Genomic DNA, 26536 nt, shown 5'->3' on the forward strand with positions numbered 1-26536 from the left:
CATAGGCGTGATCAAGCCGACGACACCAGAAAGTCCGGTTTCATTCAAAATGAATGTCAATTTGACTGATCAAAACGGCTGCCAGAGCGATTGCAGCGGTCTCGACCCTCAAAACGTTCGAGGAAATCGATACCGGACAGGCACCGGAATCTCGGAGAAGTTGCCGTTCCTCAGGGCTGAATCCCCCTTCCGGGCCGATACAGACGGTGACTGAACTGTGAGGGCCGGACAGCTTGATGGCCTGCTGGGCTTGCTCTTGTTTGTCAGGCACATCGCCGAATAAGAGAGGAGAGTTTTGGTCTTGGGAGTCCTTGATCAGATCCGGAAGTGAACTCGTGGGCGCGACTTCCATCAAATGGTTGCGGCCTGATTGCTTGCAGGCTTCGACGACGGTCGACGACAAGCGTTCCAGTTTGCCCGGTCTCGGTTTGACGACGCTTCGCTCGGTGATAAGAGGAATGAAGCGATCGACTCCCAGTTCCGTCGCTTTCTCAACGAGCCATTGCAGACGGTCCCTTTTTGGAGGAGCGACCGCAAGTGTCAGCTTTGTTATGTTCTTCGCTGACTGAGAAGGGGCAGAAGTCAAACGAATGCGAACGCTGCGTTTCGCAACTTCGGTGAGCTGACCAGAAGCGCTTGTTCCAAGGCCATCAAACAGTTCGACTTCCTCACCGGCTTTTCTTCGCAGAACGGTGCCCAGATGATGAGCTTCAGGGCCATCCAGAGTGACCTCATCTTCCCATGGCCCGACATAGTAGAAGCGATCTGCCATTAGAGAATCTTCAAATTTGGTTTGCACTCTCTCGCACGAGCAAACACAGCCTTTTAATTGATGAAACAGTACAAGGGAGTGCTCAGAAAAGAGCAATTTGCTCTAGTTCTGTCCGCTTTCCTCTGCTGCGGCTGCTTGCGAATTGGGAAACTCTAGGTACGGAATGCGAAGCCGGGCGGTCTCGTCCTGAAGCGTTCGAACTTGTCGCACTTCGAGAAGAGATCCAGCTGACAGAATGTCGAGATTGGACGTGACAATCTGGTCACCGGGAGATATTTCGCCGTCGACCAGAGCGAACGACTGCAGCTTTTGCAGGATGCGAATCTTTCGAGGGCTGACAGTCAGTGGAGTGTCGTCGGAAGTTGATCGTTCGCTATTGACGACGAAGACAGTCTCTCCGTTGATCGCTTCCCTCGGAATCAGGAGTCCCTGTTCGGTGTCGAGATTTCCGCCATCGATGCGGGCGTAAACGAATACTCCCGGCTTGAGAGGAGTCGCTTGCTCTCTGTTGTCGACTTCGACAAAGACCTGCACTGTCCGGGTTTTCTCATCAGCTTGCGGATTGATGCGGCTGATGTATCCGGACCACGAAGGTCTGGCTGGGTTCAGCAGATCCGTTTCACGCGTCGCGAGTCGAGCCTCTGCTCGTTGTCCCTGACTCAACATTTTGCCAAGGACAATGGCGTCTTCGAGTGGAAGTCCAATCGGAACTTCAACGCGGTCGGTTGAAGTCAGTTCGACGATCGGATCGCCTGCTCGGACGTATTGACCTTGTTCAACGTGAACTTCACTGATGATTCCGGAGATCCCAGCCCGGACAGTCGCTTTCTCAAGGTCCTGTCGGGCCAGGCTGAGTTCGCTCTCTTGAGCTGAGCTTTGTGCGGACAGTTCTTCGATTTGAGGAGAAATCAAATCGATCGTGTTTCTCAGTCGTTTCACTGTCTCGTTCTGGCGAGCGAAGTCGAGTTCTTCCTGATCGACGGTTGCCTGGCTTCCAGCACCGCGCGAGAGCAACTCTCTCGCCCTCTCTAACTCTCCCCGAATCAGAGCGAGTTGCCTTTCCTGCAAAGCAAGAAGCTCTTCGCTGAGTTGTTTCTCTTGAACGAGACGATTCACGCGGGCGTGTGAGACGCGGAGTTGAGCTTCCGTCTGAGCGACACGCTCCTGATAGACCTGGTTGTCGATTTGAACGAGGACATCTCCTTGCGTTCGATGGGAACGGCCATCAGGTAGGGTTTCCACCGTCGGTCCTTTGACCTCGACTCCAACTTCCAGATGGCTCTTTTCGGTGATTCGTCCGCTGACCTCAGCTGAGATGGTTACTTGTGTGTCGGGCTGGACGGTTCCGAATCCCGGAAGGAATCGCCGGACGGGAGTCCGTTCCGTTTCGAATGTTTCGACCTTGAGGACAACCGGAGGAGGATCTTCGCGCGGAGGAGCCGACTTCAGTCGTGCCAACGCCATGAAGACGTTCATCGCAAAGAAAATCACCAGTGCTCCGCAGACGACGGAAATAATCGCTCGCCGCCACATGTGGTTCGGCTTGCCACTTTTCGGGGCAGGACTTCCCTTCGAACTGGTGGTGACTGGTTGTGGATGCGTTTGCACTTCGGGCATTGTCAGCCTGTTTTAAGAATGATTCCAGATTGACTACAATGACGTTTCAGGGAGAGTCAGCGATTCGCCACAAAGTGACTGATGACTGGATCTTCTGTCGAGGGATTATGCGATTTTTGAAACACTTTCACGATGTGACCTCGACCAGTTCAGACGTTTCGACCGAGTACAGTACGTCAGATGGTTGCAGTGCGATTGCCTCGATTTCAAGTTCGCATCAGCATTCCCATTCTTAAGGAAAGTGATGGGTAAATATCCATTTCTCAGGCAGCCATGAACCCGGACGCTCAACGCGATGTCACGAACCATTCGTGATATCAAGATCGAGTGTTTCGGTTCAAACTGTTCGACATCAACTTTCCTCAGCGTTCACGTGTTTGCTCGTTCTCACTTTCGAACTGGTTTTCCAGAGTTGAGGCGAGCAAACGGGCTGCAAACAATGTCAAATAGTCCGAGCAAAAACAATCAGAAGAGCAGCGTGCTCTCGAAGTGATTCCGAAACCTGTAAGACGAGTGCTTGTTCGAAACATTCATTCTGGAAAAACAGATTCAGAGCCAATTCATTGTCGAATTGTTTCTGAATCTCATTCCATGAGCAATGCGACTTTCCTGGATTCCTTAACGAAGCAACATCGATGACGGATTCATCAAAAGAGGTTCTCAATTCCATTCATGACTTTCCGCTGGAACAGCAAGCACTTTTTGAACAGAACGGTTTTCTTGTCCTTCGAGAATTTGTTGACAGCGATGTTGTTGCTGAGATGCTTCAAATCACACAAGACCATCGTCGTCTGGCGATTGAACCTGTCGAATATGAATCGGATCTGCACTACCCCGGAGCACCGACGTCCCGACAGGAGAGTGGAGGAGCGACAATACGTCGTTTGAAACAGGCGCATTGTCGCGGCATTGTCTTCACTGATTGGATCAATTCAGACGCCCTCAAGTCGCGACTTGAACGTCTGCTCGGCCCGCGGCTTGTTTGTCCGCTGGCTCATCACAATTGCATCATGACTAAAGAGCCAGCGTACAGCAGCGACACAGGCTGGCATCAAGACATTCGTTACTGGTCGTATGAACAGCCGAATCTCATCAGCGTCTGGCTGGCATTGGGGAAAGAGTCTTTGGAAAATGGATGTCTGCAGGTGATTCCGGAATCTCACCGGATGAGCTTCGGGCAACATCAGTTCGACAGCGAATTGTTCTTCCGAGATGATCATCCGGAGAATCAAAAACTCCTCGAGCAGCGGCAACCTGTTGAACTGAATCCGGGAGATGTTCTGTTGTTCCATTGCCGGACGCTGCATGCTGCGACTCGCAACTATTCCAAGACCACCAAGTTCTCCGTTGTCTTCACGTTTCGGGCAGCGGAAAATTCTCCCCGCCAAGGATCGCGTTCAGCATCCATGCCGGAGATGCTTCTTCCATGACAAATTCGTGGGGGACGTCCTCCAATGATCCCTCCAACAGCAGAGGTATCCACGTGAGTGGTTCGCAAGAAGTCGAAGCTTCGATCGACCAGATGAAGGAGTCTTTGTTTGGCCAGATCATGCAATATGGACCGACGGTAATTGCGTTTTCTGGAGGTGTCGACAGTGCAGTCGTGGCACGCGCCGTTTACGAAGTCTGGGGAGCACAATCTCTGGCAGCGACCGCATCGAGTGCGTCTCTCGCATCCGGTGAACTTGAAGAGGCGGAGCAAATCGCAGCGTTGATAGGGATTCGACACGAAGTTGTCGGCACAGAAGAGTTTCTCGTTGAGGGATATCAACAGAATCTCGGCGACCGCTGCTTCTACTGTAAGTCCGAGTTGTACACCGTCCTTCGATCAAGATTCCCCGAAGCTGAGTATCCGACGATTTGCAACGGAGCCAACCTCGACGACCTCGGTGACCATCGTCCGGGAATGCGGGCAGCTTCAGACCATCAGATTCGCAGCCCGCTCATTGAAGCTGGGCTGAACAAGAACGACGTGCGGACACTCGCCCGTCATTGGGATCTTCCCATCTGGGACAAACCTGCGATGCCCTGCTTATCGAGTCGCATCGCCCACGGGCTGCAAGTCACTCCCGAGCGAGTAAAGCGAGTCGATCAGGCGGAGGCATATCTGAAGTCCGCTCTGAACGTGAAGAACCTGCGTGTCCGACATGAAGCCAACGAACTTGCCCGCATCGAAGTGTCGATTGACCTGCTTCCCCGATTTCTCGACGAAACCTTCCGGACTCGCCTTACTGAAGAATTCCGCCGGATTGGATTTCTGTTCGTGACGTTGGATCTGGAAGGTTTTCGATCCGGGAGTATGAATCAAACGCTGGAACTTGTCGAAATCCAGTTGGAAAAAGATTGAGAGGGCCGACCGACATCCGTTTTCATGCAGTGCGGGTTACAACGCACAGGCGAGATTGATTTGTCTGCCCGAAAAATTCTGAGGGAACGAATCTCACATCTCCGTGTACAAATGCGTATTATTGGAACCGGCCAGTGTTGATGGTGAATTCGTCCGCGAAACACCAAGAGAGTTTCTGAATCGTCAGGCGCGACTCACGAAACGAATCATCCAGTCAACAACACTTGAGAGCAGAAACCAGCAATGGGCGAATTTGGACGAGCTCGGATGGTGACTTTGAATCGACGGGCGGTGCCCAGGAATTCGATTCAACGGGAACCGGATCGCTCTTTAAGACTCGCGGAGAAAATTCCCACGCAATGAGTAGTGAGTGGTTATCACGAGCGGTCAACGTTTTCAAAAGAGACGTTCCAGATACACCGCAACCGTTCGAAGTCGAGTGCGAATGCGGACAGCGTCACACCGGGCTTCGACGTGTTCGCTTTCAGCATCTTGTTTGTAAGTCCTGCGGCGGTTCTCTCTTCATTCTTCCTCGTGATTCCTATCCCCCTCCCCTCGATCCAGCGAAGAGAAAAAAGAAACGCAGCAAGCGTCGCTCGAAAGAGAGCAAGAGGCCAACTCCGCTCGACTTCTCGCAACCGGATGAAGCCGTCATCCCAGCTTCTGAGGAGGCTTCACCGAATCAATCCTCGAAACAGAAACTCCCCAAAGAGGTCTACGACGAAGATCCCGGCCCTGGCTTTATCGGTCGGAAGATTGAAGCGACGGTTGATTTCGTGGCAGCCTTTCGAGATGCCTTTCTGGGGTTCTGGTCTCCACATCGAAAGATAGGGCTGTTGATCATCTGTCTTCTGGCAGCCACAGTGTTCTATTCCATTCGACGGTCTTCACTTGCTCAGGCTGAAATCGACGCCAGGGAGAAACTCGCAGCAGCGATAGACTTGATCGCTGAAGAGCAATGGACCGATGCGAGAGGAGAATTGAAGGACGCCGTTGACGCTGTCGATCGACTCGGAAGAACGGATCGCGAAGCGAGTCAGATCCGCCAGATGCATCGAGAGATACAAGCCTTCACCGCGCTGTCTCAGTATACACTTTTCGAGCTGACCGAAGATGCCGAAGCGACTTATGTCTCGGAGGGTATGGAAGCCTGGCAGGAGCGGTTCCGGATTCGATATCAGGATGAGTGGCTGATCATCGAAGGCAACCTGCGTCCTGTTCAGTCCTATCGGTCAGAGCAATCTTCTCTTCCTCTCGAATTGGACTTTCCATGGGTGGTTGGAGATCGACCGCGAGAAGTGAACGTTGTCGTTGACTTCCCCCTCGCTAAAGGATTGCCGGTTGTTTCTTCTGAACCGTACGATGACAGTCATGGTCAGTATTCGATCTTCGCTGCTCAACTCGAAGATTGTTCGCTTGGCCTCAACGGCAATTGGGTCATTCGATTGAATCCTCGAACTGCCTTCTTTTGGTCCGATGAGAAGACTTACGCTCAGACGAATCTGAACGTCGGTTCGATCCTCAGCCGGGAAGAGTTGGAACACATCCTCGCCCAACAGGCAAAATGGATGGGGGTACGAGATTAAATGAACGCTATTCGAATCGTCTTGCTACTGTTCGTGCTCGTGCTGGGACTCCAGAGAGATGGAATCTGTGAAGCACGATCGATCCAGTCATTCAATGCAGTCAAAGAGAAGTGGGGTGATCTTGTCGGGACGACGTGGCAGATCGAAGGACGCTACGCGCTGATGGGTTCGACGTCCCTGAAGTTCGTGAATTGCGACATGCCCTTTCGCTTTTCTTCGAATGTCAGTCGCCCGTCCGGGCAGTTCAAGAATCTCGAAGTGATTGGAAAGATCCAGAAGAATAACGGTCGCCTCTTCTTCGAAGTGAACTCGCTGCGCAAGGTTCCCAGCGATGACGAACAGTACCTCGCTCGACGAGCACGCGTAGACAGCGATGATCCAAAAGCAATGTACGAACTGGCAGACTGGGCTGAGGAGCGAGCCCGGTTTTACGGTGACGAAGACCTGCGGATGAAGGCGCAACAGCTCAAACAAAATGGTTTGCTGATTGAATACAGACAGCTCGAAACAATCGATCAGCGCGCTCTCGATCATCTCCTCAAGAAGGCCAGAGAGTTCCAGTTGGATGAGAGTCTCGTTCAGGAATTCTTGCATCGAGGGTACTGGGAACAGTTCGATCAGTTGAACAAGCTGCGTGATCGCGTTGATCGTCTGACTGAACTACATGTCTCTGTGGCCAGAAACCTGCCGGGAGCGTCGACTCCTCTTGAGCAGTATCCGCAAGAGCTCGCCGACAAATACTTCGCCGGTCCGATTCAATTATACGACGAGTCCAAGAATCCAGCGCGACGGCAGCTTGATCGACTCTTCTATCTGAAAGTCTCTGTCGACATGATTCTGGCTCAGGCGGATGCTTCCGGAGCCAATGGATTCGCGATCGCCAAACGTCTGAAAACGGACGCTCCTGAGCGGGCAGACCTGATTCGAGAATATGAGTCGAAGGAACTCGCCTACGCCTCTAAGCGACTGGACACAATGACTCGCGCGGAGATGTTGAATTTGTCGAATCGATACGTCGACTTCGGTGATGCATCTCAAGCTGTTGAAACTAAACGGAATTGGCTCGCTTCTCGAGAGTCGCTTGCGAGAGGTCAGGGCGCGCGAGGATTGGTCGACTACGCGGAAGATTGGATTCAACTTCTTGATGACCGAGAGGCCGCCGCCCGGTTTTACATTGAAGCCTGGAAGATCAATCCCCAGTACCCGCTGGCCACGGAGTGGCTCGACAAGAATGGGTATGCTCTGCACGAAGGAAACTGGACGCCCAAAGATTTGATTCCTGAAACTCGAGAGTCCCAAATCGAAACAGCAATTCGAGAAGGACGCATCGAGGAGGGAATGACACAACATCAAGTGAAATCAGCGATGGGAATCGCTCCGGACTCGATCGTTCGATTTGCGAGTTCAGGTCGCGTCTCTGAACTCTGGATCTATGATGCTGCGGGAGTGATGATTCGATTCGGTTGGAAACAGGGCGATTCCAACGGGCAGGTGAATTCGATCAGCTCGACGGTCCGTCGGGGGACGAACTGACAACTCCGCTCCAGTCGAATCCAATGTCAATCGCAGGAGCTGAGTGAGTCAACGCTCCCACACTGATTCGATCAACTCCAGTTTCGGCAATTGAACCGACTGTCGTCAGGGTGACTCCGCCGGATGCTTCGAGAAGCACGCGTTGATTCAGTTCATCTCGAAGCTGAACGCCTTCTCTCAATTGCTCATTGGACATGTTGTCCAGCAAGACGATGTCTGGATCGGCGGGCAACACGCAGCGAAGCTGTTCGATTGTGTCGACTTCGATTTCCACAATCACTCCTCTCGGAGCGTTGTTTCGTGCTTCGCGGACTGCGTCAGCGAGATAGTCGTGTGAGCGCGTCTTCAGCCAGGCAAGATGGTTGTCTTTGATCAACACGGCATCGTAGAGCCCAATTCGATGATTGGTGCCTTCACCGCAGCGGACTGCAAACTTCTGAGCAGCCCGAAGACCCGGAAGCGTTTTGCGGGTTTCTAAAATCTGACACTGAGTCTGTTTGACCGCGTCAACAAACCGCCGCGTCAAAGTCGCTGTCCCGCTGAGCAGGGTCAGGAAGTTCAAGACCGTCCGCTCCAGCGTGAGAATGCTTCGCATCGATCCGGAGACTTCTGCGATCACAGTGCCGGGGATGAGTGCATCCCCATCTTGGAGCAAGGGAGTGAAGTTAACGTCATGTCGCCCTTGAAATGAAAAGACTCTCTCCGCGATCGAAACTCCTGCGAGAGTGCCCTGCTCGCGCCCGACAATTTGAATCGTGCCTTGTGCTGATTCCGGGACGAGAGAGTCAGTCGTCAAATCAATTTGGCTCTGGAGATCTTCATCGATCGCTGTCTCGATCAGGCGATCAATCTGTTCCAACTCGCTGGGGGTCAAGCAATATTCAGGCATGAGAATTCGCTGCTGGAGAAACGTGGAACCACTTATTGAAACAATGATTGTCTCAAGAAACAATCCGTTCCACTCATCGAGAGCAAGTTGGCACTTTCCAGTGCACTCGCTTGCGCGCTCTCACTGATTAAGAAGCTGAGTTCGCTCGTTCGAGGCAGTGTGAACCATATTTGAGAATGTTCTGCTGATCAATTCGAGTGAACTTTCTTCAGCGATTGCTCAGCGACTGTTTGAAGGTGGCGAAAGTTATCACAGAAGGCTGAGTACTTCATTTCTCGGCGAATTTCTTCGACGAGAGCTTTGCCTCCCACAGCGAGTGTCGCATCTAGATTGAATGCGAGAGTCGACAGCTCTTCGAACTCAGCCAGGAATTCTTCTTTGTCACGAATCGACGAAACACTGACCCACAAAAATCTGGCGTTGGTGTCTCGGAGTGCCTGACGCATCGATGCAAACGGAAGCATGTTCCCCATCGAATTCGCGTTCCATCCGGTATCTCGAAGGACAAGTTCGCTCATCGAAGAAGCGAGTGTGTACGGATCTCCGTCGAGTGTGCCGCCGATCGCAATCGGTGCAGAAGAAGGCAGTTCGGGAAGTGCTCGTCTCAATTCGTGAATGATTCTCAAACAGAGTTCGCAAGCTCGACGTTCCTGATAGACAGCAACGTCTCCACAACCCCACCGATCACCGATTTCATGGAAGGTTGTCGCCAGTACTTCATCACAGATCGTGCTGACTGGACAATTTGCCAGATACAAATTGAAGACGATCTCAATACAGACCTCTTCACTTCCCGAAATCATCGCGGAGACAAGTCGTTCCTGCTCCGAGGAAATTTTCCGAGCCTGTCCGCCCGTAGTAGCTGGGGGAAGTCCGAGAATTTCAGGATGCTGAATCTGCAATCCACGTTCTCGGAGGTAACTCAAAACCCCGTTCACTGGAATCCGTCGGTGTCCCCCAGCAGTGTAGACTGCGGGGATCACTCCCTTGTCACACCACCGCTTCAGCGACGATTCGCTGACCGAAATCGCCTGAGCAAGCTGTTTTGGAGAGACGAGTTCCTTCACAAATCTAACTTCCGAAGAGGACAAGAGATCGAGCGTTCGCCACTGCCTTGGCAGCGAAAACTTCGACGACGATCTCAATTGAGACCATCGATTTACCTGGAGATTGTAGCTCAGTGGTCTAAAAGACCAACTCACTTTCGAAGAGGCGAGATATCGGCTGCTTCGGCTTCCAGAATGAGTGCCGTCATTGGTTCATTCATCGGGCAGTCCCATGACAGCAACCGGCGAGTGGAGAGACATTGAGCGATTGGTTTACTCAGAGATTTCAAAGCTGGAGCGGGGAAGAACTGACGGCAGTTGTGACTGGGTCCAGTCGACGCCAACATCCCGTCCATCGCTGGCTGCTTTCACGGCTGGATTGGTGCCGAACGCTCCGGTTTCGAGATAGAAATCGATGGGCTGAATCAGATGTGCCGAATCGAGAGACTGAACGGATGAAGAATCGAGGGTGATGCCTTCCCCGACTCGTGTCAGATCCATCCGAAGCTCGCTGGCTGAAACTTGTTCCGGTTCCAGCAGGAAGCTGCTGATCGAATCGATGAGACAAATGTCTGTTGTCCCGATCAAGAAGTTCGGATCAGAATGGTCAATCCAGGTGAAGCGATCAAGCAGTTCACTGCTGTCGAGGTGACCTTCGAGGAATATGAGGGGAGCCATATCGTCCGCAACACGGAAGATGTTGTTGCGAACGTTGAGTTCCCAATGTCCAAGTGTGCCATGATCGCCAGCGGAGGCAGAGAACAAGCCCTCGCCGGTCAAAGCTGTGACGTGGTTGATTGAGACGGTCGAAGTAATCGAAGCTGGGTCAGTATCCATACTCAAGTTGTGGGCATTTTCGCCATCAACTCGAAGGACTGCTCCGGTCACGTTCATCGCTGTCTCTTCAAATCGAATGTCTGCCGGGGCAAGACTTCGCTGAGAGATGACATCGGCCTGACCGCGAAGAATAGAATCTTGAACAGAGATCGACGTCTCGCGAGTCACCATGCGGTCGGGCATCAGCGTCGAAATGTCCGCCGAAGCAGTGGCAGTGATTTCGAAGAATGTGGCTGGGCGTTGAGTCGGATTGATCAGTGTCATCGTCGACCAGCGAGTGACAACTTCCGATCCCGAACCCATTTTGAAGAACGTCCAGAGGTCAACACTCGTTGCGGAGTCGACGACCAATTCGAGGTCAATTTCGTAGATCTCGATCGCTCCGCCAGTGCCCAGCTCAATGGCTGAGGCCAAGCTCTCATAGGGTTGTCGGGCGAGCGAATCGCGGAGATCGAATCGCACAATCGGTTGGAAGCCATCGCTCGAACGCAGACGTACCCGTTTGTTGGAGATCTGAACGGACTCGGTCTGAAGTTCAACCAGGCCATTGACTCGAATTTCGACCACAGAGTTGTTGTCCGCGACCGCGAAGGCTTCGGTAAGCGTCGCTGCCCGCTTCGTTTTGTCGCTGCCGGGAACACGGATCAAATAAGGTTCGTTTACAGCAGGTGAAGCAGCCACGGCAGTTGACTGTTGTGATGATTCGTAGGTCCTCTCGCCCGAGTCGAGGGAGTCGTCGTCGCGATTGACGGGTGTCGCTGAAGCGTTTCCGGTGCTCCCGATTTGGTCCCATTGCTGCCACGCACTCGTCGAATCGACCAGATCGGACGGAAGAGTTCCGAGGCTGCTGGTAATCAACTCCGGCATCGTTCCGGAGACAGCGTCTGTGAGCCCTTCAATCTGCGTGGGGAATGTCAAACGAGGGTTGAGTGTCTGGCTGGTTGGGGTTTCAATTGGTTGACTCCCCAGTGCGACACCTGTTCCATCGGGAATGATGACGCGTTTCGTCTCTGTCTGAGAACCTCCAGATTGTGATTCCGTTGGCTGTTGATCGAGAGGATCGCTGGGTGATTCAAGATTCGAAGCCACGCTTTCGGAACCAACTTCGCCATCGCGGTTCGGTTGCAAACGATCGACGAGAAAGACAATCAGCAGCAGTACGAGAGCGACCGCCATCCAGGTTCGAGTCCCGTCCCAGTACGGATTGCGAGCTTTATAGAGAGGAGTTGTCCAGACCGTTGTGTCAGGGTTCGTCGGTTGAAGCCCGAGGTGTTCCGCGATTTGAACGAGATCGTTCACGAGCGCGTCGGCTGATGCATACCGCTCGTCTGGATTGCTGGCCATCATGCGCTGCACAACGCGGGCCAGCTGTGGAGGGACCATGCGATTGCGATCAGCGGGATTGGGAGCGACCGAACCGTGGTGGCTGACCACTTTCTGGAACATTGTTCCCGACGGATAAGGGGGCTCGCCTGTAAGCATGTGGTAGACAGTGCAGCCAAGCGAATAGATGTCGCTGCGCACATCAACATTTCTGGCATCGATCGCCTGTTCCGGCGAAATGTAATCGAAGGTTCCCAACGCTGTTCCAGCGACTGTCAAATCTCTCTTGCCGCTGGCCGACTGGTGTCGGGCCAGCCCGAGGTCGACGAGTTTCGCACGCCCGGTTGGGGAAATAATAATGTTCGACGGTTTGATATCTCGGTGGACGACATTTGCTGCAGAAGTGTGCCGAAGTGCTTCTGCGATTTGCAGCGTGTAGTTGACCACGTCCGGAATTCGAAGTCGTCCCTTTTGAAGAATGAAGTCGCGAACATTTGTTCCGGTGACGAACTCAAATGCGATGAAGTGAAGTCCGTGCTCTTCACCGATGAAGTGAACTCGCGAGATGTTGTCATGATCGAGACGAGCGGCTGCTCTGGCCTCATTTTGAAAACGCTGGATTGCTTCGCCATCCGACGAGAGTGACGGAGACAGAACCTTCAGTGCGACGACGCGATCGAGTCGTTGATCAATCGCACGGAAGACTGCTCCCATTCCGCCGCGGCCGATTCGTTCTTCGATAACGAAATGACCGAGCTGCATTCCCGTGACAGAGGGGAGAGATCCCGAGTCATCATTGTTTGCTTGAGGGAAGAGGCGTGTCTGAAAGCTTGAACCAGTTGTCGACCAAATCGGGGCCAGCGATTCGCTACCGATCTCCGGAACGTTCGCTGTGGGGGAAGTTGACGGTCCCCGAGGGAGCGGTCGAACGAATGTCAACTCGCCACCAGAAGGATCAGAAGTCGGGTTTCCGGGATTGGAACTGGGCATCAGACCGATATTGTGTCACATACGGAAGATCACAAAATACTGATTCATTGATGTGCTGTTCGATTCGGTCCTGAAGGACCGGGTTTCAGGGTATTCGGTTCGGGTGAACTGAGCAATCAGCAGAGAGATAATGCAACAATGGTGCCGCTCTTCCGATTGCAGCCATGTTGAAGAACGCAGTGTCGTCCGTTTCTTCTGTTGATGGCCTCTTCAGTTCCCGATGACTCGCCTGAGGTCGTCGTCGATGGACTCTAGATACTGTAGAAGTGAAGTTGAAAGTTGTTGGGTAAAATCGTCCGATTGAAGGGTTTTTTCGACAGTACTCCGAATGGTCTTGTCTGTAATTTGATCTTGTTCGCGAGGATCGTTCCCGTGCCTGGCGGTCCTGCGCAATGTGTGGACCTTAGGAATAAATCCGTGTTCGATATGATGAATGAGTTCTCGTGTCAGTCGTTCTGACTCATTCAATTTGTTCCGCAGAGTGAGATTTTGTCCAGGCTGGCTCATATCGCAGAACTCCACGTGGTGAATCAAACTGAAGATGTGATCATACTGACTGTCGGTGTCGCCAAATCGATTTGGCGGGTACAAATGAGATGTGCAGGTATTGTAGTCTTCTGTGAGTCCGATTAGTCAATCTTAGTTCCCGGAATCCGATGCGAATCCTCGTTCTTGCTGATATTCATTCGAACTGGGCAGCGCTCCGCGCCATCGACGAGGAATTCGACCATTGCGTGTTTGTTGGCGATCTTGTCGACTACGGAACCAATCCACTCCCGTGTATCGACTGGGTGCGTCGCAATGTCGATGCCCATGTCCGCGGAAATCACGACCATGCTGTCGCTCAGCGTGTGCAAGCAACCTCTGGACAGGGATTCCGACAGCTTGCAGCTGCGACGCGGCCATTGCACTGGGATCTGCTGGATTCTCGCCGCATGAAGTTTTTGGGACGAATGCCGGTCACCACTCACTTTCGAGTTGAAGATACCCTCCTTTACCTTGTTCATGCCACTCCGAGAGACCCGATGGACGAATATCTTGGACCGGACGAAGCTGCCTGGTCAGCGCGGCTGGCGGGGATTGAATCCGATTTTGTATGCGTTGGACATTCACACGTTCCGTTTTGTTTACAGCTCGACGGAAAAACTGTGTTGAATCCGGGAAGCGTCGGACAGCCCAGAGATGGAGATCCGCGGGCTTCTTATGCCATTATCGAAGATGGAAAGCCGTCGCTGCATCGAGTCGAATACGATATCGATGAAGCTGTCGCACAACTCCGAGAATCCGGCGTTGAAGACTGGGTCGTCGAAATGAGTTCGAGCGTCTGGACTTCAGGTGGTCGATTGACGCGGGAACAGCTTGAACGCTATCGGTCTCCGCGTTAATTCTTCGATCGCTGCAACTAGCGTGTCGGAAGTTGTGGCAAAACAAACATAAAACAAACATCCTGAATCGCGGTCCGCGAGACTGCACAGACAAGAGCTTGACACTCTCAAAAGATTCTGATCATCAATGAAAGCACTTGTGACAGGCGGCGCTGGATTCCTCGGACGGCATCTCGTCGATCAACTTCTCGATTCCGGAAACGACGTCCGAATTCTTACACGAGGTGAATATCCGGAACTCGCCGATCGAGTTGAGATCGTTCGCGGGGATGTTCGAGACAAGGAGACTGTCCAATCCGCGTGCGCGGGTGTCGACGTCGTGTTTCACGTGGCCGCGGTTCCGGGAATTTGGGGACCGTGGAAAACGTTCCATGGGATCAATACGCAAGGGACTCTCAACATCATCGAAGCGTGTCAGCGACACGGTGTTCCGAAGTTGGTCTATACGAGTTCGCCCAGCGTCGTCTTTGACGGGCAGTCCCACATCAACGCGGATGAAAGCCTCCCCTACCCTTCGAAATACCTTTGCCACTATCCGCATTCTAAGGCCCTTGCTGAGGCAGCAGTTCTTCAGGCCAACAGCGATTCGCTCGCGACAGTTTCTCTGCGTCCTCATCTGATTTGGGGACCGCGTGACAATCATCTGATTCCGCGACTCATTCGACGAGCGATGGCTGGCCGACTCGTGCGGGTCGGAGATGGGGCAAATTCTGTTTCATGTGCCTATGTCGAAAACGTCGCTGCCGCTCACAGACAGGCTTGCGACGCTTTGTCGCCGGGAAGTGAAGTCGCTGGGAAGGCCTACTTCATCAACGAACCTGAACCTGTCAATCTGTGGGAGTGGGTCGATCAATTGCTCGATCTGGGCGGGTTGCCTCCCGTGAAACGGTCAATTTCTGCGAAGCTGGCGTCCTCGGTGGGAGCTGGTTTTGAAGCTGTTTATGGAGTTCTGAGAAAGAAGGCAGAACCGCCGATGACACGTTTCCTCGCTGCCCAACTGAGTCAGAGTCATACCTATTCCATCGAAAACGCACGGCGCGATTTTGGCTATCAACCTCAATTCAGTTTCGAAGAGGGAATGGCTCGACTTGCACCGGAAATCAAAGCGATCGCTGAACGGGAATCTTGAGAACAAATTCCAATTGTGCCAGCCATCGAAGTGGCGAGAGCTACGCATTCTGCTCACGGACTTCAGACTGCTTTTGGCGTGACTGTTTCCAAAACATGTATGCCAGGAACAGAAGCAAACCGAGATCGAGCCATAGCTCAAATTGAGAGAACTCTCTGCCGAAGTGTCGGGAATCCCAGTAGCTGACCGGGCTTGCAAAACGGGTCGACCAGTCGAACGGAAACCAGATGAGCGGGCCGTCATCGAAGTGAGTGAAGATGTCGATCACCGAATGAAACAGGCACGAAAGAAAGAACCAGAACCACCAGCTCGACTGAAGCTTGGGCAGTGACGGGTTTCTGATCGCGATGCATGCGAGAGCTGATAGCAGAATTAACGGTGCATGCAGAAAGTTGTGAAGCACGATCCAAACCGGATTTTCGAAGAACCAGTGATCGAAAACCGTTCGAAAAATCTCACGCGGCTCCCACCCTACGACGTTTCTCATCCATAGAAACGAACCCAACGTCAGGAAGTAGAGTGGCAAGTCAGGTGCGATCGAGCCCAGCAGAATCGCTGATGGAATCACTTTCAGCCCGGGAATCTTGCCGATGGCGGCTGTCATCAGAAAGTGAGAAGGAGTCTTCATCAGCGCTCGACGTTGTCCTTCATTTGAGCGGAAATCAGACCAACAGGCTGATGATCACATTTGATCGTTACTCATCTTCTGGGGCATTCTCTTCGAGATATCGAGTCAGCCACTGGCCCCAAGTGAAGTAGTGGAGCACGATAAAAAAGAGAAAGCCTGCGACCACCAGCACGAGGCCGAGAATCTGCGGCATGATCAACGAAGTGATCCCGATCAGACTTCCGGCGATGAGCAGCAGGGCGATGAGTGCAACCCACGTTCCTCCGTTTTTGCGAGGGGAACCGGAGCGTTTTGAGGACCCCGGAAAGCGAGTGGTCATACGATCGCGCCTTGTGAAATGAGTTCTTTCAGACGTTCTTCACGGTAGAAGAATCCGTTTTCCAATTGGTCGATGACTTTATCTTCAGTCAGGAAGAAACCGACCAAGCCACCCGGAGGTTCGAACTCGACGACATCAATTTTCCGGCATCCGCCGTCTGCCGATTCGTATCGATGGGAGTGCTTCCACGATTTCATGGGGCCTTCGAGTTGTTCTTCGACCACATGTGATCCATCTTGGAACTCGATGATCTTGTGTTTCAGGGTGTGAACTTGTCCGAACGAGACGATTTGGAACTCGAGTTCCACACCTTCTTCAATTTCGTCGGGCGCATTGACAAAGGTGACCTGCAAATTGGGGTCGCTGACTTTGGAAATGTTGGCCGGACGAGTCAAGAAACTGAATAGACCGGTAGGTGAACAGGAAAGTTCCGTCTGGTGTTCAAAGAGTGCCATCGTGACCTCATCAATGGGGATTATGCGTCTCGGCAATGGTAGTCGAGTCGAGCTTCGAATTGAATCGAACAACTCAAGTGGCGAGTTCGATCCATTCGAGATCGCGTCAACCGTTGCGAGACAACAGTTCCTCGACGCTTTGTTGCTCTCCTCTCTGCTTCCCGCCACAATCTGTTCTCAGATTTCTGATCAATGTGAAAGAGATGGACGGATGAAGATGTTACGCACCGGACTCGCAATCCTGATGGCATTCGTTGTGGTCAGCTCCAGTCTAAGGGGGCAAACGCCTGAGGAACTGAACGGGCTTCAGAATTCCCTGCAGGATCTTCAGTCTGAACTGCAAGACGTCTCGCCTCAAGAGCGAGTGGACGCTGAAGTTTGTGCCAAAGCTGTCGAATGGATTTTGCGGCATCAGGAGTTCTACAAACCGCAATACGTTGAGTCAGCCAAGCAAACACTGGAACTCGGACGCAACCGCCTCGCCAAGTTGAATGATTCGAATGATCGCTGGTGGGAGGCACCCGGTGCCCACGCACTGGGATATCGATCGAGAGTCGATCAGTCGGTCCAGCCATACATCGTCATTCTTCCTCAACAGTTCAAACCCGATCGCACAGTCCGTTGGCCACTTCACGTCGTGCTGCATGGGCGCAACGGAAATCTGACCGAAGCTCACTTCATCGCATCACAAGATGGGAAACCCGCACCCGAAGATCAGGACTGGATCGAGTTGCACGTCTTTGGACGAACCAATAACGCTTATCGCTGGGCCGGTGAGACGGATGTGTTTGAAGCGATGGATGACGTGATTCGTCGATTTCCGATCGATGAGACTCGTGTCACGCTTTGGGGATTCTCGATGGGCGGAGCGGGTGCCTGGCATCTCGCCGTTCATCATCCTTCGCGATGGGTTTCGGCTGGTGCTGGGGCGGGGTTTGTCGATTTCTACAAGTATCAAAAGCGAGATGAAAAACTGCCCGAGGTCCAGGATCAACTGCTGACAATCTACGATGCTGTCGACTACGCAGAGAACTTGAGCGTTGTTCCCATGATCACCTACGGAGGTGAGGACGACCCGCAACTGCTTGCGAGTCTAACAATGAAGTCCGCTGCTGAAGCGGCTGGCGTTCCGCTGACGGTTCTCGTCGGACCAAAGATGGGGCACAAATTCGACGATGCCAGCAAAGCATCGTTTATGGAGTTCCTTACGCAACACAATGCCGAGGGACGCAAGCGAGTGCCCGGGAAGAAGGAGTTCCAATTCGTTACCTACACTCTCAAATACAACCAGTGCGAGTGGCTGACGATTCACGAACAGCAAACACCATTCGAGCGAACAAGTGTCGTTTCCGTTGTCGATGATTCGGGAGCACTACTACTCGAAACGGAAAACGTGGCGGCGCTTTCGATTCGACGTGACATTGCTGACTTGGTCATGATCGACGATACGGAGTTCGATCTGACTGGCGACCTCGATCCGAATTTGACCGACCTTTATTTCGTTCAGGATGAAGACACTCAGCAGTGGCAGATTCTCGATTACGAAGAAGCCATCGAATTCGAAGACAATCCGAATCAGCACAAGCGTCAAAATCTTCAAGGGCCTGTCGATGACGCTTTCATGGAGGCGTTCGTCTGTGTGACCGGTTCGGCGAGTCCGTGGAGCGATGAACTCTCTGACTACTCAAGCTGGGTGCTCGATCGATTCTCAGGCGAGTTCGACAAGTGGCTGCGAGCGATCCCCGAGCAAGTGGATGATCAATCTGTCACCGAAGAATTGATCCGAAAGAACAATCTCGTGTTGTTCGGAGATCCCGGTTCCAACGAAATCCTTGGTCGAGTCCATGAGAAGCTGCCGGTTCAATGGAGCCGCGATGAGTTCACATTCGACGGAGAGACTTACTCCACGCGCGATCACGCGTTCGTTCTTGTTTACCCCAATCCGCTCAACCCGCGGAAGTACGTTGTCGTCAACTCCGGGATGACGATGCGAACGAAAGACTTCAAAGCATCGAATTCGTGGCTGTTCCCGAAAATCGGTGATTACGCGGTCATCAAGTTTTCGAAGAAGGAAGATGGGAGTTTTGACGAAACTGTAGTGGAGACAGGGGTTTTTGACGCTCAGTGGGACAAATGATCAGGTTTTGAAGAAGCTTTGAATTCGGATTGTGACGACCAGAGAGGATGGGGTAACCTCCCGGCCGTTCAAGCGTCGATAGATTAACGATAGCGGATTCTGTTGATCTTCAATGAAGGACGAGAATCATGTCTCGCCACCTGATGAGTATGAAAATTCTGGGCGTTCTGGCGCTCACGCAAGCAGTCGTTTTCGGAAGCGATCCCGGAAATCGTCCGCTCGTGGAGCTTTGGTATCTGGGCGACAGCACCCCGTCGCATCCGGAAGTTGTCGTTCTTGGTGATGGTCGATTGCAGATCATGTCACCAGAAGGACCTGAACGTTCTCAGCTCAGCCAGGACGCACTTCAGGAATTGATTCACGGACTTGTTGATCTCGACGGACTGAAGAGCGTCGAAACGTCTCAGTTGGAGACTCAGATCAGCCTGGCTGAAGCACGTTCGGGACTGAAAGCACAGATTCCTCATGCTGGTGATACGGTCATTCGACTGCGAATTGGAGAGGAATACAGAGAGATTCGCTGCCATGCTGTCGGTGTGTTGGCCAATCGATTTCCAGAACTGGAATGCGTTCGAGCTGTCGCGGCAGCGACTCGACGACTGGAGAATCTTCGGGCTGTGACGACCGTCGGAGGACATGACGAAGCGAAATACATCGCGGATCTGGCGACTCGCCAGGTCGAAGACTTCTACGATATGAAACTCGCGATCTCGGTTCAGGATCTGTCGATGGTTCGGGCTTTGCCAGATGGAAGCCGGTTCAGCCAGTTTGTCGTTGAGTCGAACGCCGGCGGAGAATCGATGATTCGCATGGTCTCTGTTACCGAAACGCCCGGACATCATCCACGAGTGAGCATGATTGGTGGTCCGACGATTCGATGAGTGATTTCGAGGAGTTACCCGATCCGCTGGAACGCAATCTGTGCTGGCGGACAATCCAAGTCGCTCTTCAGTTTTTGTTCGCGATCTGGTTCGGCTACAGGGCCAAGGGCATCGAGCATCTTCCGAAAGGCGGAGCACTGTTCCTGGTCAATCATCAGAGTTTCCTGGACCCGCTTCTCGTCGGGCTTCCGCTTCGACGCCCGGTCAGTTTTCTCGCACGTGACAACCTGTTCAAGGTGCCTGTCGTCGGTTGGGTCCTCCGCAATACTTACGTGATGTCCATTCGCAGAGAATCCGCAGGCACGGAGAGCATTCGAAAATCGATCGCGCGAGTGCAACACGGCTTCTATGTTGGCCTCTTTCCGGAAGGGACACGCACGCTTGACGGTCAACTGGGGGAAATCAAACCCGGTTTTATCTCGATCGCTCGTCGCGGCGGAGTTCCAATCGTGCCTGTGGGAATTTCCGGAGCCTTCGAAGCGATGCCGAAGAAGTCATTCTGGATCCGTCCGACGCGCGTGCGGGTCGTCTTCGGAAAACCGATTGCCGCTGAGCGAGTGGCAGAGCTGAGTCAGAAAGATCGACAGACGGAGTTTCTCTCCGTCATCAGTTCCGAGATTGACGAATGTCGCAAACAGGCTGAAAAGTGGCGAAATGGTGAATCTCTGGACGATTCTCGTGTTGCCGCTCACTCGGTTGAGGATGAATCAACTGCTTCTTCGGAATCTTCCGGAAGAGACGGTTCGTCCACAGATTCGATGTAGGGCTGACTTTCGCGATAGCTCTGAATTCGCGTTTTCAGCTCTTCGAGTTCTTCTTCATCTTCAACCAGTTCAATCGCGGTCTCGCAAGTTTGGATCGCTTTCTCGAATTGACCATCTGCTGCATAAGCGGCAGCGAGTGTGTCGATGAACCCGGGATCCCGGTACTCCGTGGAACGATTGGCAGCGAGAGCGAGTTCGATCGCCCGTTTCGGTTTTCGGAAGTTGGAGTCGGAGCATGTCGCGAGCATCCAGGCGAAGTCGTTTTGAGCTGCGGCGGATTCGTTGTCGACTGTCAGCGCGAGTTCGTAGTCCTTCTGCGCCAGATCGAATTGCTCAAGCGACTTGAGAGCGTAAGCTCGATTCAAAACTGCTTCCAAGAAGTGCGGGTCAGCATTGATGGCTCCATTGAAGGCGATGACTGCTTCGTCGTACTGATTCTGGAGGCTCAGCGCAACTCCTTTTCCGTTATATGCTTCGGCGTTTCCTTCCTGGAGTGAAATGACCTTCTCGAAGTCTCGAATCGCGGCGGAGAAGTTCTCGATGTCGAGGAACAGATTGCCTCGAGCGAGCAGAGCCACGACTTCATCTGGATAAGTTTTCAGAACGGACGAGTACTCTTCAAGGGCCTTTTCACGCAGGCCCAAACCAATCAGCGACTGGCCGAGATTCAGGTGAAGCGAAGCGGAACTCTCGCCGAGGTCGTAAGCTTTCTCGAGATCGTTGACCGCCCTTCCCCAGTCTTCTGCGGCCATATAAGCAATTCCCCGCAGGTGATACGTTTCGGCTGTCGGCTCTTGTTCGATTCGTGAGCTAAACTCATCTACGGCTCCATCGAGAGGCACCAGATCTCGCATGTGAACCCAACCGTTGATCGCCTTCGAATATCGCCATGGACCTCGCTGAAGAGTGGCTTCAAACAGTGTTCCGAGAGCGACGGTATTAACGCGTTCGCTGCCGTGCATGACCGCAGCAGACGTCGCGTGCACGATGAATTGCTCCGGCGGTTCAACAGTTACGACTCCATCGTCCGCCACAATCGGCATGGATGTTAAGAACCCGGTACCCAGTAAGATCACCGGGAGTATCATTTTGATCAGAACAATCATCAGAAGTTCCCTCGTCGGCAGCATTTCTGAAAACCTCCCAGTCTTTCTTGCAAAAGGCTCACCGCTGCGTATCTTGTCTAGTATGTCTATTCGTACGTACTTCGCCATTTGCGATGACCATTAGGTTTTGACTGCGGTGGATTTGCACGTCCACATTTCACACTCATCATTGTTTTAATGAAGAATAACGGGGGGAGGATTTCGAATGAAACGTCTAGCCATGTTATTGCCAGCTTTGGCAATGGCAATCTTTGTTGCTGATGTCGATGCGGGAGCATGCGGGAAACACCGACGACGCTCTTGTCCGGCACCATGTGCGGCGACCACCGCATGTGCGACAACAGCAGCTTGCGGGGGAGCTCCTTGTGCCACAACTGGTGGGCCATGTGCAGTTGCTGGTGGCCCGTGTGATGCAGTCGTGAGTGGCGGCCAGGATGGTGCGACTCCGGCAGCTCAGCCTCAGTTCATCGAACGGACCGTTATGGTCCCTGAGATGACCACTGAAACTCGTACTGTGACTGTGACCGAGTACCAGCAGGAACAGCGTGAGCGAACCTACACTGTCAACAAGCAGGTTCCTCGCACCGAAACTCGTTCACGAACTGTCGTGTACTACGAGAACGAACCACGCACTCGCACCGAAACGTACACCGTGTACGAAACTGCTCAAGAGCAGAAAGAAGTCGAGTACACCGTGAACGTTCCTCAGACAGAAGAAGTCGTCAAGACTCGCACTGTCCACGATCAGGTCTGGGAAGACAAAGAAGAGACCTACACAGTGATGGTTCCTCACACCGAAGAGCGAACCGGAACTCGTACGGTCACTGACATGGTCGAAGAAGAAAAGACCGACACTTACACAGTGATGGTTCCTTACACCGAAGAGCGAACCGGAACTCGTAAAGTCGTCGACTACGTCGATGAAGAAGTGACTCAGACTTACACCGTCATGGTTCCACGCACTGAAGAGCGCACCGGAACTCGTCGCGTTGTTGACTACGTCAACGAAGAAGCGACTCAGACTTACACAGTGATGGTTCCTCACACCGAAGAGCGAACCGGAACTCGACAAGTCGTCGACATGGTGAACGAAGAGAAAGAAGTCGCTTACACCGTCATGGTTCCTCACACTGAAGAGCGAACTGGAACTCGACAGGTTGTTGAGTACGTCGACGAATCCGTCGAGCAGACTTACACCGTCATGGTTCCTCACACCGAAACTCGGACTGGAATGCGAAACGTCTGGGACACTGTTCAAGAGCAGATGACTCGCACCGTTTCACGCACTTCCGGATCATGGGTCACCGAACAAGTCGCAGATCCTTGCAACCCAGCTTGCACACGATGCGTTTGCAAATGGGTTCCACAGGTGACTTGTGAAGAAGTTCCTTACACAGTCTGCAAGCAGGTGTGTCGCCAAGAGCCTTACGAGTACGAAGTGACTGTCTGCAAGCCAGAACAGCGATCACGCACAGTTGTTTGCCGTAAGCCTGTCACTCGCACCGAAGAGTACACCTACAACGTGACTGTTTGTCAGCCAGAACAGCGCACTCGCACTGTCACTGTCTGCAAGCCTGTGACTCGCACCGAAGAGTACACTTACAACGTGACTGTTTGTCAGCCAGAAGAGCGAACCCGGACCTACACCGTCTGCAAAGCTGTTCCACGTGACGAAGAGTACACCTACAACGTCACTGTTTGTGACGCTGAAGAGCGATCACGCACTTACACTGTCAAAAAGCCAGTGACACGTGACGAAGAGTACACCTACACCGTGTGCCTCCAGCGTCCAGAAGAGCGAACTCGCACTTACACTGTCTGCAAAGCTGTTCCTCGTCAGGAAGAGTACACTTACAACGTGACAGTCTGTAAGCCAGAAGAACGCACTCGCACTGTGAAGGTCTGTAAGACTGTTCCTCGCGAAGAAGAGTACACTGTTCAGAACCAGATCTGGGTTCCTGAAACACGCACTCGCACCGTCACAACCTGCAAGCAGGTTCCTGTCGAAAAGACTCGCGAAGTCAACTACGTCGAATGCGTTCAGAAAGAACGAACCGAAGAGTACGACGTGACTCTCTACGACACAGTGGCTGAAGAAAAGACACAAACTTACACCGTTTGTGTTCCAGTTCAGGTCGAAAAAGAGATTCAGGTTCAGGTCTGCCGCATGGTTGAGAAAACCATCCAGGTTCAAGCACCAGCTTGCAATCCTTGCTGCAACTAAGCACTTGAGTTGAGCTGAATGAATCGGCAGCCTTCTGAAATTCAGAAGGCTGCTTTTTTTGTGCGCGGAGTTCAACCGACCTTCATCGACTTCAAGGCGATGAAGCCTTTGAAAGGACCTTGTGACATGTCATGAGAACCTAAGAGGCTCTTTCTCGTGAGCGTCGCTTCTGGAGTTTTCTCATTCGACGACGTTCACTCTTGCTGAGCTTACTGAGGTCGACGTCTTCGTCATCCAGATAGTCACTGTCGGTGTTTGCCTCGGACGGTTGGATATGTGCTTTGGGAATCGACTCCGCCTGATCGGTGCGGGCAACTTTTCCGAGGACTCGAGGCTTCTTGCGGTTTGTGCTCGTGGCAGGTGCTGGCTTGTCGTCTGTATTGCTGCGATCAGTCGACTTAGTTTTTGTATTGGGGGCCGTCTGCGTTGAATTCTCAGCTGGCTGCTCCGCTTTTACTGCAGCTTCAGCCTGAACGGTTTTGGATGACTTTCGCTTGTTCGCGGCAGCTGCTTTCTGCTCTGCCTTGGCTTGTTCGCGTACAAGGCGTTTCTTGCTGGCCTCTTCCTGAGCGAGTTCTTTCTGACGCTTCGCTTCTGCCTTCTTCTGCTCGCGCTCTGTCTGCTTTTGCTGATTGAGCGCAGCTTTCTTTTCCTGCTTCTCGTGTTTCAACTTCTCGGCAGCATCGCGTTTTTCAGCGAGTTTCTGCTTCTTAAGCTCGTCGCGTTTCTCTTTTTCCACGAGACGCTGGGCGTTCTTCTCGCTTCGGAGTTGTCGACGTTGTTCCTGCCGTTTCGCCCACCAGGTTCGCAGTGGTGCTGTCTTCTCGAAGACGCGAACTTTCATCCGCTGCAGAGCTGACTTGCCTGAAGGAGCTGCCTCATTCGTGACATGAACGACAAAGCGGACGTGCAGCAAGAGAGTCATCGTGATCAGGTAGTGCCAGAACGCGACGGTCCCGTCGAGGACGACATCACGCAGTTCCATCGGAAGAAAGCGAGTCATACCGACCGTCAGAGATCCGCCCAGAACCCCAATTGCCAATGTGAGTCGCCACAACCAGCGACTTTGCGGTGACCATCGCATTTCGCGTGCGAGCATTTGATGCAGCGACAGGGCACCGACGGAGAATGGAACAAACCAGTACCAGGTTTCTGCCTGCCAGCAATAGATTGGCCATTGCTCAAAGAGCAGACCGGCCACGGGGCGATGGAGTTTCAATGCGATCGACAGACAATTGATTGCCCAGAACGCAGCTGCCCATCCCCAGATGCGGTAACGACCGCTGAAGTCTTTGCGGCTGCGGGAGCGATACCAGAAGATCAACCACGAGAGTTGAGCACTCAGGGTCAATGAAATGACGCTGAAGAACTGAAATCCGGAACCATGTGGCGGGGCGAGGAGTTGAGCGAGGCCGAAAAGCTCCACCTCGGTCAGGCTCACTCCGACCAGGAACATCAGTCCGAAGAGGCCGACCAGCCCGAATGAAATCAACTTCCAGAGTGAGGCAGGGATGATGCTTTCATCAGCGACTACGTCCGACTTGGTAATCGGAAGGTCGGTCGACTGCCGCTTCAACCTCTCTGCGGGGGCTGGGGCTTGTGATTGCTGTGAAGGCGGAGGGGCAACCTCTGACGACGTTTGTGCCAGACGTCGACGCCGACGGTCATCCAATGAACCGGAACCTGCAAATTTTGCGGTCATCCTGCCGCTGACTCTCTCGTCGAATGATGAAGGGGAGCACGCGGGGTAAACGCAATCCTCGGTGGCATCCTGCCTTCGAATACCCCTTTCATCGTCTTGGAGAATTGGATTCCCCATCTCCACTCAACGTGCGGCGGCGGTTTTCTGGCGGAAGCTCAAGTCGAAACGCAAGAGTCGTACAACAGGTGATGCCTACCTAGCTTCTCTATTTATGTTTCATGCCAATGTGGCCTTTTTGGCTTAAGTCTAGGCGGTGCCGAAATGGCATGTTTGTTTTGGTTGAATAACGCCTCGAGTTCTTTCTGTGCGTTGTAAATGGTTTATTGGTAATGTTTTGTGGTGGTTGTTTCATGTTTGGGCACGGTCTTTGCTTTCACAGTGCATCAACCAGCTCAAAGCTGACAAATTAACAACTAGTGCCATTTCGACCATTTTTGTGATCGGAGGATAACAAATGTTGACTGCCAATCGGCTCCACGAATTCTTTCGCAACTCTTTTGATTGGAACGATCTGTTGCGGATGCATGCTTCCGCAGCCCCGCAAACGATGGGGCCACGGGTCGCGATTTCTGATGCGTCGGTCTTGATCGAATTCGATCTGCCCGGCGTTCAAAGTTCCCAACTGGATGTTGAAGTCGAAAAGAATCGCCTTTCGCTTCGTGTCAAAAATTCCCAGCCGAGCCTGAACGAGGGTGGGCAATGGAAAGTTCGTGAACAGGCCTCTCTGGATCAGCCCATGGAATTTCACTTCCCGTTTCGCATCGATGCCGAGCATTCTGAAGTGACGCTGGCCAACGGAGTTCTCAGAGCGACCGTCCACAAGAATCAGGCAGACTCACCCGTCAAATTGACGGTGAAATGACCCG

General features: G+C 52.8%; 21 protein-coding genes. 11 read left to right on the top strand and 10 right to left on the bottom strand.

Going from position 1 to position 26536, the window contains the following annotated elements; all coding sequences use genetic code 11:
* Positions 1 to 40: 40 nt before the first annotated feature.
* Positions 41 to 772, bottom strand: a complete 732-nt coding sequence (locus AB1L42_RS10080; protein ID WP_367054082.1) for an RsmE family RNA methyltransferase — start codon at positions 770 to 772, stop codon at positions 41 to 43.
* A gap of 102 nt (positions 773 to 874) precedes the next feature.
* Positions 875 to 2389, bottom strand: coding sequence for an efflux RND transporter periplasmic adaptor subunit (locus tag AB1L42_RS10085; RefSeq protein ID WP_367054085.1), 1515 nt, complete (start codon positions 2387 to 2389; stop codon positions 875 to 877).
* Between the two features lie 635 nt (positions 2390 to 3024).
* On the opposite strand from AB1L42_RS10085, the gene AB1L42_RS10090 reads away from it, so the two are divergent.
* The 4 genes from AB1L42_RS10090 (at position 3025) to AB1L42_RS10105 (ending at position 7855) form a co-directional block, all read left to right on the top strand.
* On the top strand, positions 3025 to 3819 hold the full coding sequence (locus AB1L42_RS10090; RefSeq protein WP_367054088.1) for a phytanoyl-CoA dioxygenase family protein: 795 nt from the start codon (positions 3025 to 3027) through the stop codon (positions 3817 to 3819).
* Positions 3820 to 3872: 53 nt separating this feature from the next.
* On the top strand, positions 3873 to 4736 hold the full coding sequence (larE, locus tag AB1L42_RS10095) for an ATP-dependent sacrificial sulfur transferase LarE (RefSeq protein WP_367054091.1): 864 nt from the start codon (positions 3873 to 3875) through the stop codon (positions 4734 to 4736).
* A 224-nt stretch (positions 4737 to 4960) separates the two neighbouring features.
* Entirely contained in the window at positions 4961 to 6322 is a 1362-nt protein-coding gene (locus AB1L42_RS10100; RefSeq protein WP_367054094.1) for a hypothetical protein, read from the top strand.
* Positions 6323 to 7855, top strand: a complete 1533-nt coding sequence (locus tag AB1L42_RS10105) for a hypothetical protein (protein ID WP_367054097.1) — start codon at positions 6323 to 6325, stop codon at positions 7853 to 7855.
* On the opposite strand, the gene nadC is transcribed toward AB1L42_RS10105, so the two are convergent.
* The 3 genes from nadC to AB1L42_RS10120 all read right to left on the bottom strand — a co-directional run bounded on the left by nadC (position 7824) and on the right by AB1L42_RS10120 (position 12940).
* The gene (nadC, locus tag AB1L42_RS10110) at positions 7824 to 8744 is read right to left on the bottom strand and encodes a carboxylating nicotinate-nucleotide diphosphorylase (RefSeq protein WP_367054100.1); all 921 of its coding nucleotides are present in this window, start codon (positions 8742 to 8744) and stop codon (positions 7824 to 7826) included. The two genes, AB1L42_RS10105 and nadC, sit on opposite strands and share 32 nt — an antisense overlap.
* A 188-nt stretch (positions 8745 to 8932) precedes the next feature.
* A complete protein-coding gene (locus AB1L42_RS10115) occupies positions 8933 to 9811 on the bottom strand; it encodes a B12-binding domain-containing protein (protein WP_367054103.1) in 879 nt (292 codons plus the stop codon).
* Positions 9812 to 10063: 252 nt separating this feature from the next.
* A complete protein-coding gene (locus AB1L42_RS10120; RefSeq protein ID WP_367054106.1) occupies positions 10064 to 12940 on the bottom strand; it encodes a serine/threonine-protein kinase in 2877 nt (958 codons plus the stop codon).
* Between the two features lie 656 nt (positions 12941 to 13596).
* Between AB1L42_RS10120 and AB1L42_RS10125 the strand changes: the two genes are divergently transcribed.
* Together AB1L42_RS10125 and AB1L42_RS10130 are read left to right on the top strand one after the other, a co-directional pair.
* Positions 13597 to 14325: a metallophosphoesterase family protein gene (locus tag AB1L42_RS10125; RefSeq protein ID WP_367054109.1), complete on the top strand. Its 729-nt coding sequence runs from the start codon at positions 13597 to 13599 to the stop codon at positions 14323 to 14325.
* Positions 14326 to 14452: 127 nt separating this feature from the next.
* The gene (locus AB1L42_RS10130) at positions 14453 to 15454 is read left to right on the top strand and encodes an NAD-dependent epimerase/dehydratase family protein (protein ID WP_367054113.1); all 1002 of its coding nucleotides are present in this window, start codon (positions 14453 to 14455) and stop codon (positions 15452 to 15454) included.
* Positions 15455 to 15494: 40 nt separating this feature from the next.
* Here AB1L42_RS10130 and AB1L42_RS10135 read toward each other — a convergent pair whose 3' ends face one another.
* From AB1L42_RS10135 to AB1L42_RS10145, 3 genes are all read right to left on the bottom strand, one after another.
* A complete protein-coding gene (locus AB1L42_RS10135; RefSeq protein ID WP_367054116.1) occupies positions 15495 to 16082 on the bottom strand; it encodes a metal-dependent hydrolase in 588 nt (195 codons plus the stop codon).
* A gap of 67 nt (positions 16083 to 16149) precedes the next feature.
* Positions 16150 to 16401, bottom strand: a complete 252-nt coding sequence (locus AB1L42_RS10140; RefSeq protein WP_367054119.1) for a hypothetical protein — start codon at positions 16399 to 16401, stop codon at positions 16150 to 16152.
* The gene (locus AB1L42_RS10145) at positions 16398 to 16856 is read right to left on the bottom strand and encodes a hypothetical protein (protein WP_367054122.1); all 459 of its coding nucleotides are present in this window, start codon (positions 16854 to 16856) and stop codon (positions 16398 to 16400) included. The genes AB1L42_RS10140 and AB1L42_RS10145 overlap by 4 nt, the downstream gene beginning before the upstream one ends.
* Positions 16857 to 17067: 211 nt before the next feature.
* On the opposite strand from AB1L42_RS10145, the gene AB1L42_RS10150 reads away from it, so the two are divergent.
* The 3 genes from AB1L42_RS10150 to AB1L42_RS10160 all read left to right on the top strand — a co-directional run bounded on the left by AB1L42_RS10150 (position 17068) and on the right by AB1L42_RS10160 (position 20638).
* Positions 17068 to 18993 (top strand): prolyl oligopeptidase family serine peptidase, encoded by a 1926-nt coding sequence (locus tag AB1L42_RS10150; RefSeq protein ID WP_367054125.1) that lies wholly within the window; start codon positions 17068 to 17070, stop codon positions 18991 to 18993.
* Positions 18994 to 19121: 128 nt separating this feature from the next.
* Positions 19122 to 19874 (top strand): hypothetical protein, encoded by a 753-nt coding sequence (locus AB1L42_RS10155; RefSeq protein ID WP_367054128.1) that lies wholly within the window; start codon positions 19122 to 19124, stop codon positions 19872 to 19874.
* Positions 19871 to 20638, top strand: coding sequence for a lysophospholipid acyltransferase family protein (locus AB1L42_RS10160; protein WP_367054131.1), 768 nt, complete (start codon positions 19871 to 19873; stop codon positions 20636 to 20638). Before AB1L42_RS10155 ends, AB1L42_RS10160 begins: the two co-directional genes overlap by 4 nt.
* Here the strand turns inward: AB1L42_RS10160 and AB1L42_RS10165 are convergent.
* Complete coding sequence (locus AB1L42_RS10165; RefSeq protein ID WP_367054134.1) at positions 20563 to 21744, bottom strand: tetratricopeptide repeat protein; 1182 nt, start codon at positions 21742 to 21744, stop codon at positions 20563 to 20565. The two genes, AB1L42_RS10160 and AB1L42_RS10165, sit on opposite strands and share 76 nt — an antisense overlap.
* Positions 21745 to 21949: 205 nt before the next feature.
* Between AB1L42_RS10165 and AB1L42_RS10170 the strand changes: the two genes are divergently transcribed.
* Positions 21950 to 23968 (top strand): hypothetical protein, encoded by a 2019-nt coding sequence (locus tag AB1L42_RS10170; protein ID WP_367054137.1) that lies wholly within the window; start codon positions 21950 to 21952, stop codon positions 23966 to 23968.
* Positions 23969 to 24107: 139 nt separating this feature from the next.
* Here the strand turns inward: AB1L42_RS10170 and AB1L42_RS10175 are convergent, their stop codons facing one another.
* The gene (locus tag AB1L42_RS10175; protein WP_367054140.1) at positions 24108 to 25670 is read right to left on the bottom strand and encodes a hypothetical protein; all 1563 of its coding nucleotides are present in this window, start codon (positions 25668 to 25670) and stop codon (positions 24108 to 24110) included.
* A 454-nt stretch (positions 25671 to 26124) separates the two neighbouring features.
* On the opposite strand from AB1L42_RS10175, the gene AB1L42_RS10180 reads away from it, so the two are divergent.
* The gene (locus AB1L42_RS10180; RefSeq protein ID WP_367054143.1) at positions 26125 to 26532 is read left to right on the top strand and encodes an Hsp20/alpha crystallin family protein; all 408 of its coding nucleotides are present in this window, start codon (positions 26125 to 26127) and stop codon (positions 26530 to 26532) included.
* The last annotated feature ends 4 nt before the right edge of the window (positions 26533 to 26536 follow it).

The sequence above is a fragment of the Thalassoglobus sp. JC818 genome (assembly GCF_040717535.1).
Lineage (GTDB): Bacteria > Planctomycetota > Planctomycetia > Planctomycetales > Planctomycetaceae > Thalassoglobus.

Bases quoted from the DNA above. Each gene is read 5' to 3' on its own strand.
- AB1L42_RS10080 (WP_367054082.1), bottom strand. From the start codon at position 772: ATGGCAGATCGCTTCTACTATGTCGGGCCATGGGAAGATGAGGTCACT.
- AB1L42_RS10085 (WP_367054085.1), bottom strand. From the start codon at position 2,389: ATGCCCGAAGTGCAAACGCATCCACAACCAGTCACCACCAGTTCGAAG.
- AB1L42_RS10090 (WP_367054088.1), top strand. From the start codon at position 3,025: ATGACGGATTCATCAAAAGAGGTTCTCAATTCCATTCATGACTTTCCG.
- AB1L42_RS10105 (WP_367054097.1), top strand. From the start codon at position 6,323: ATGAACGCTATTCGAATCGTCTTGCTACTGTTCGTGCTCGTGCTGGGA.
- nadC (WP_367054100.1), bottom strand. From the start codon at position 8,744: ATGCCTGAATATTGCTTGACCCCCAGCGAGTTGGAACAGATTGATCGC.
- AB1L42_RS10120 (WP_367054106.1), bottom strand. From the start codon at position 12,940: ATGCCCAGTTCCAATCCCGGAAACCCGACTTCTGATCCTTCTGGTGGC.
- AB1L42_RS10125 (WP_367054109.1), top strand. From the start codon at position 13,597: ATGCGAATCCTCGTTCTTGCTGATATTCATTCGAACTGGGCAGCGCTC.
- AB1L42_RS10130 (WP_367054113.1), top strand. From the start codon at position 14,453: ATGAAAGCACTTGTGACAGGCGGCGCTGGATTCCTCGGACGGCATCTC.
- AB1L42_RS10135 (WP_367054116.1), bottom strand. From the start codon at position 16,082: ATGAAGACTCCTTCTCACTTTCTGATGACAGCCGCCATCGGCAAGATT.
- AB1L42_RS10140 (WP_367054119.1), bottom strand. From the start codon at position 16,401: ATGACCACTCGCTTTCCGGGGTCCTCAAAACGCTCCGGTTCCCCTCGC.
- AB1L42_RS10145 (WP_367054122.1), bottom strand. From the start codon at position 16,856: ATGGCACTCTTTGAACACCAGACGGAACTTTCCTGTTCACCTACCGGT.
- AB1L42_RS10150 (WP_367054125.1), top strand. From the start codon at position 17,068: ATGAAGATGTTACGCACCGGACTCGCAATCCTGATGGCATTCGTTGTG.
- AB1L42_RS10155 (WP_367054128.1), top strand. From the start codon at position 19,122: ATGTCTCGCCACCTGATGAGTATGAAAATTCTGGGCGTTCTGGCGCTC.
- AB1L42_RS10160 (WP_367054131.1), top strand. From the start codon at position 19,871: ATGAGTGATTTCGAGGAGTTACCCGATCCGCTGGAACGCAATCTGTGC.
- AB1L42_RS10165 (WP_367054134.1), bottom strand. From the start codon at position 21,744: ATGATTGTTCTGATCAAAATGATACTCCCGGTGATCTTACTGGGTACC.
- AB1L42_RS10170 (WP_367054137.1), top strand. From the start codon at position 21,950: ATGAAACGTCTAGCCATGTTATTGCCAGCTTTGGCAATGGCAATCTTT.
- AB1L42_RS10175 (WP_367054140.1), bottom strand. From the start codon at position 25,670: ATGACCGCAAAATTTGCAGGTTCCGGTTCATTGGATGACCGTCGGCGT.
- AB1L42_RS10180 (WP_367054143.1), top strand. From the start codon at position 26,125: ATGTTGACTGCCAATCGGCTCCACGAATTCTTTCGCAACTCTTTTGAT.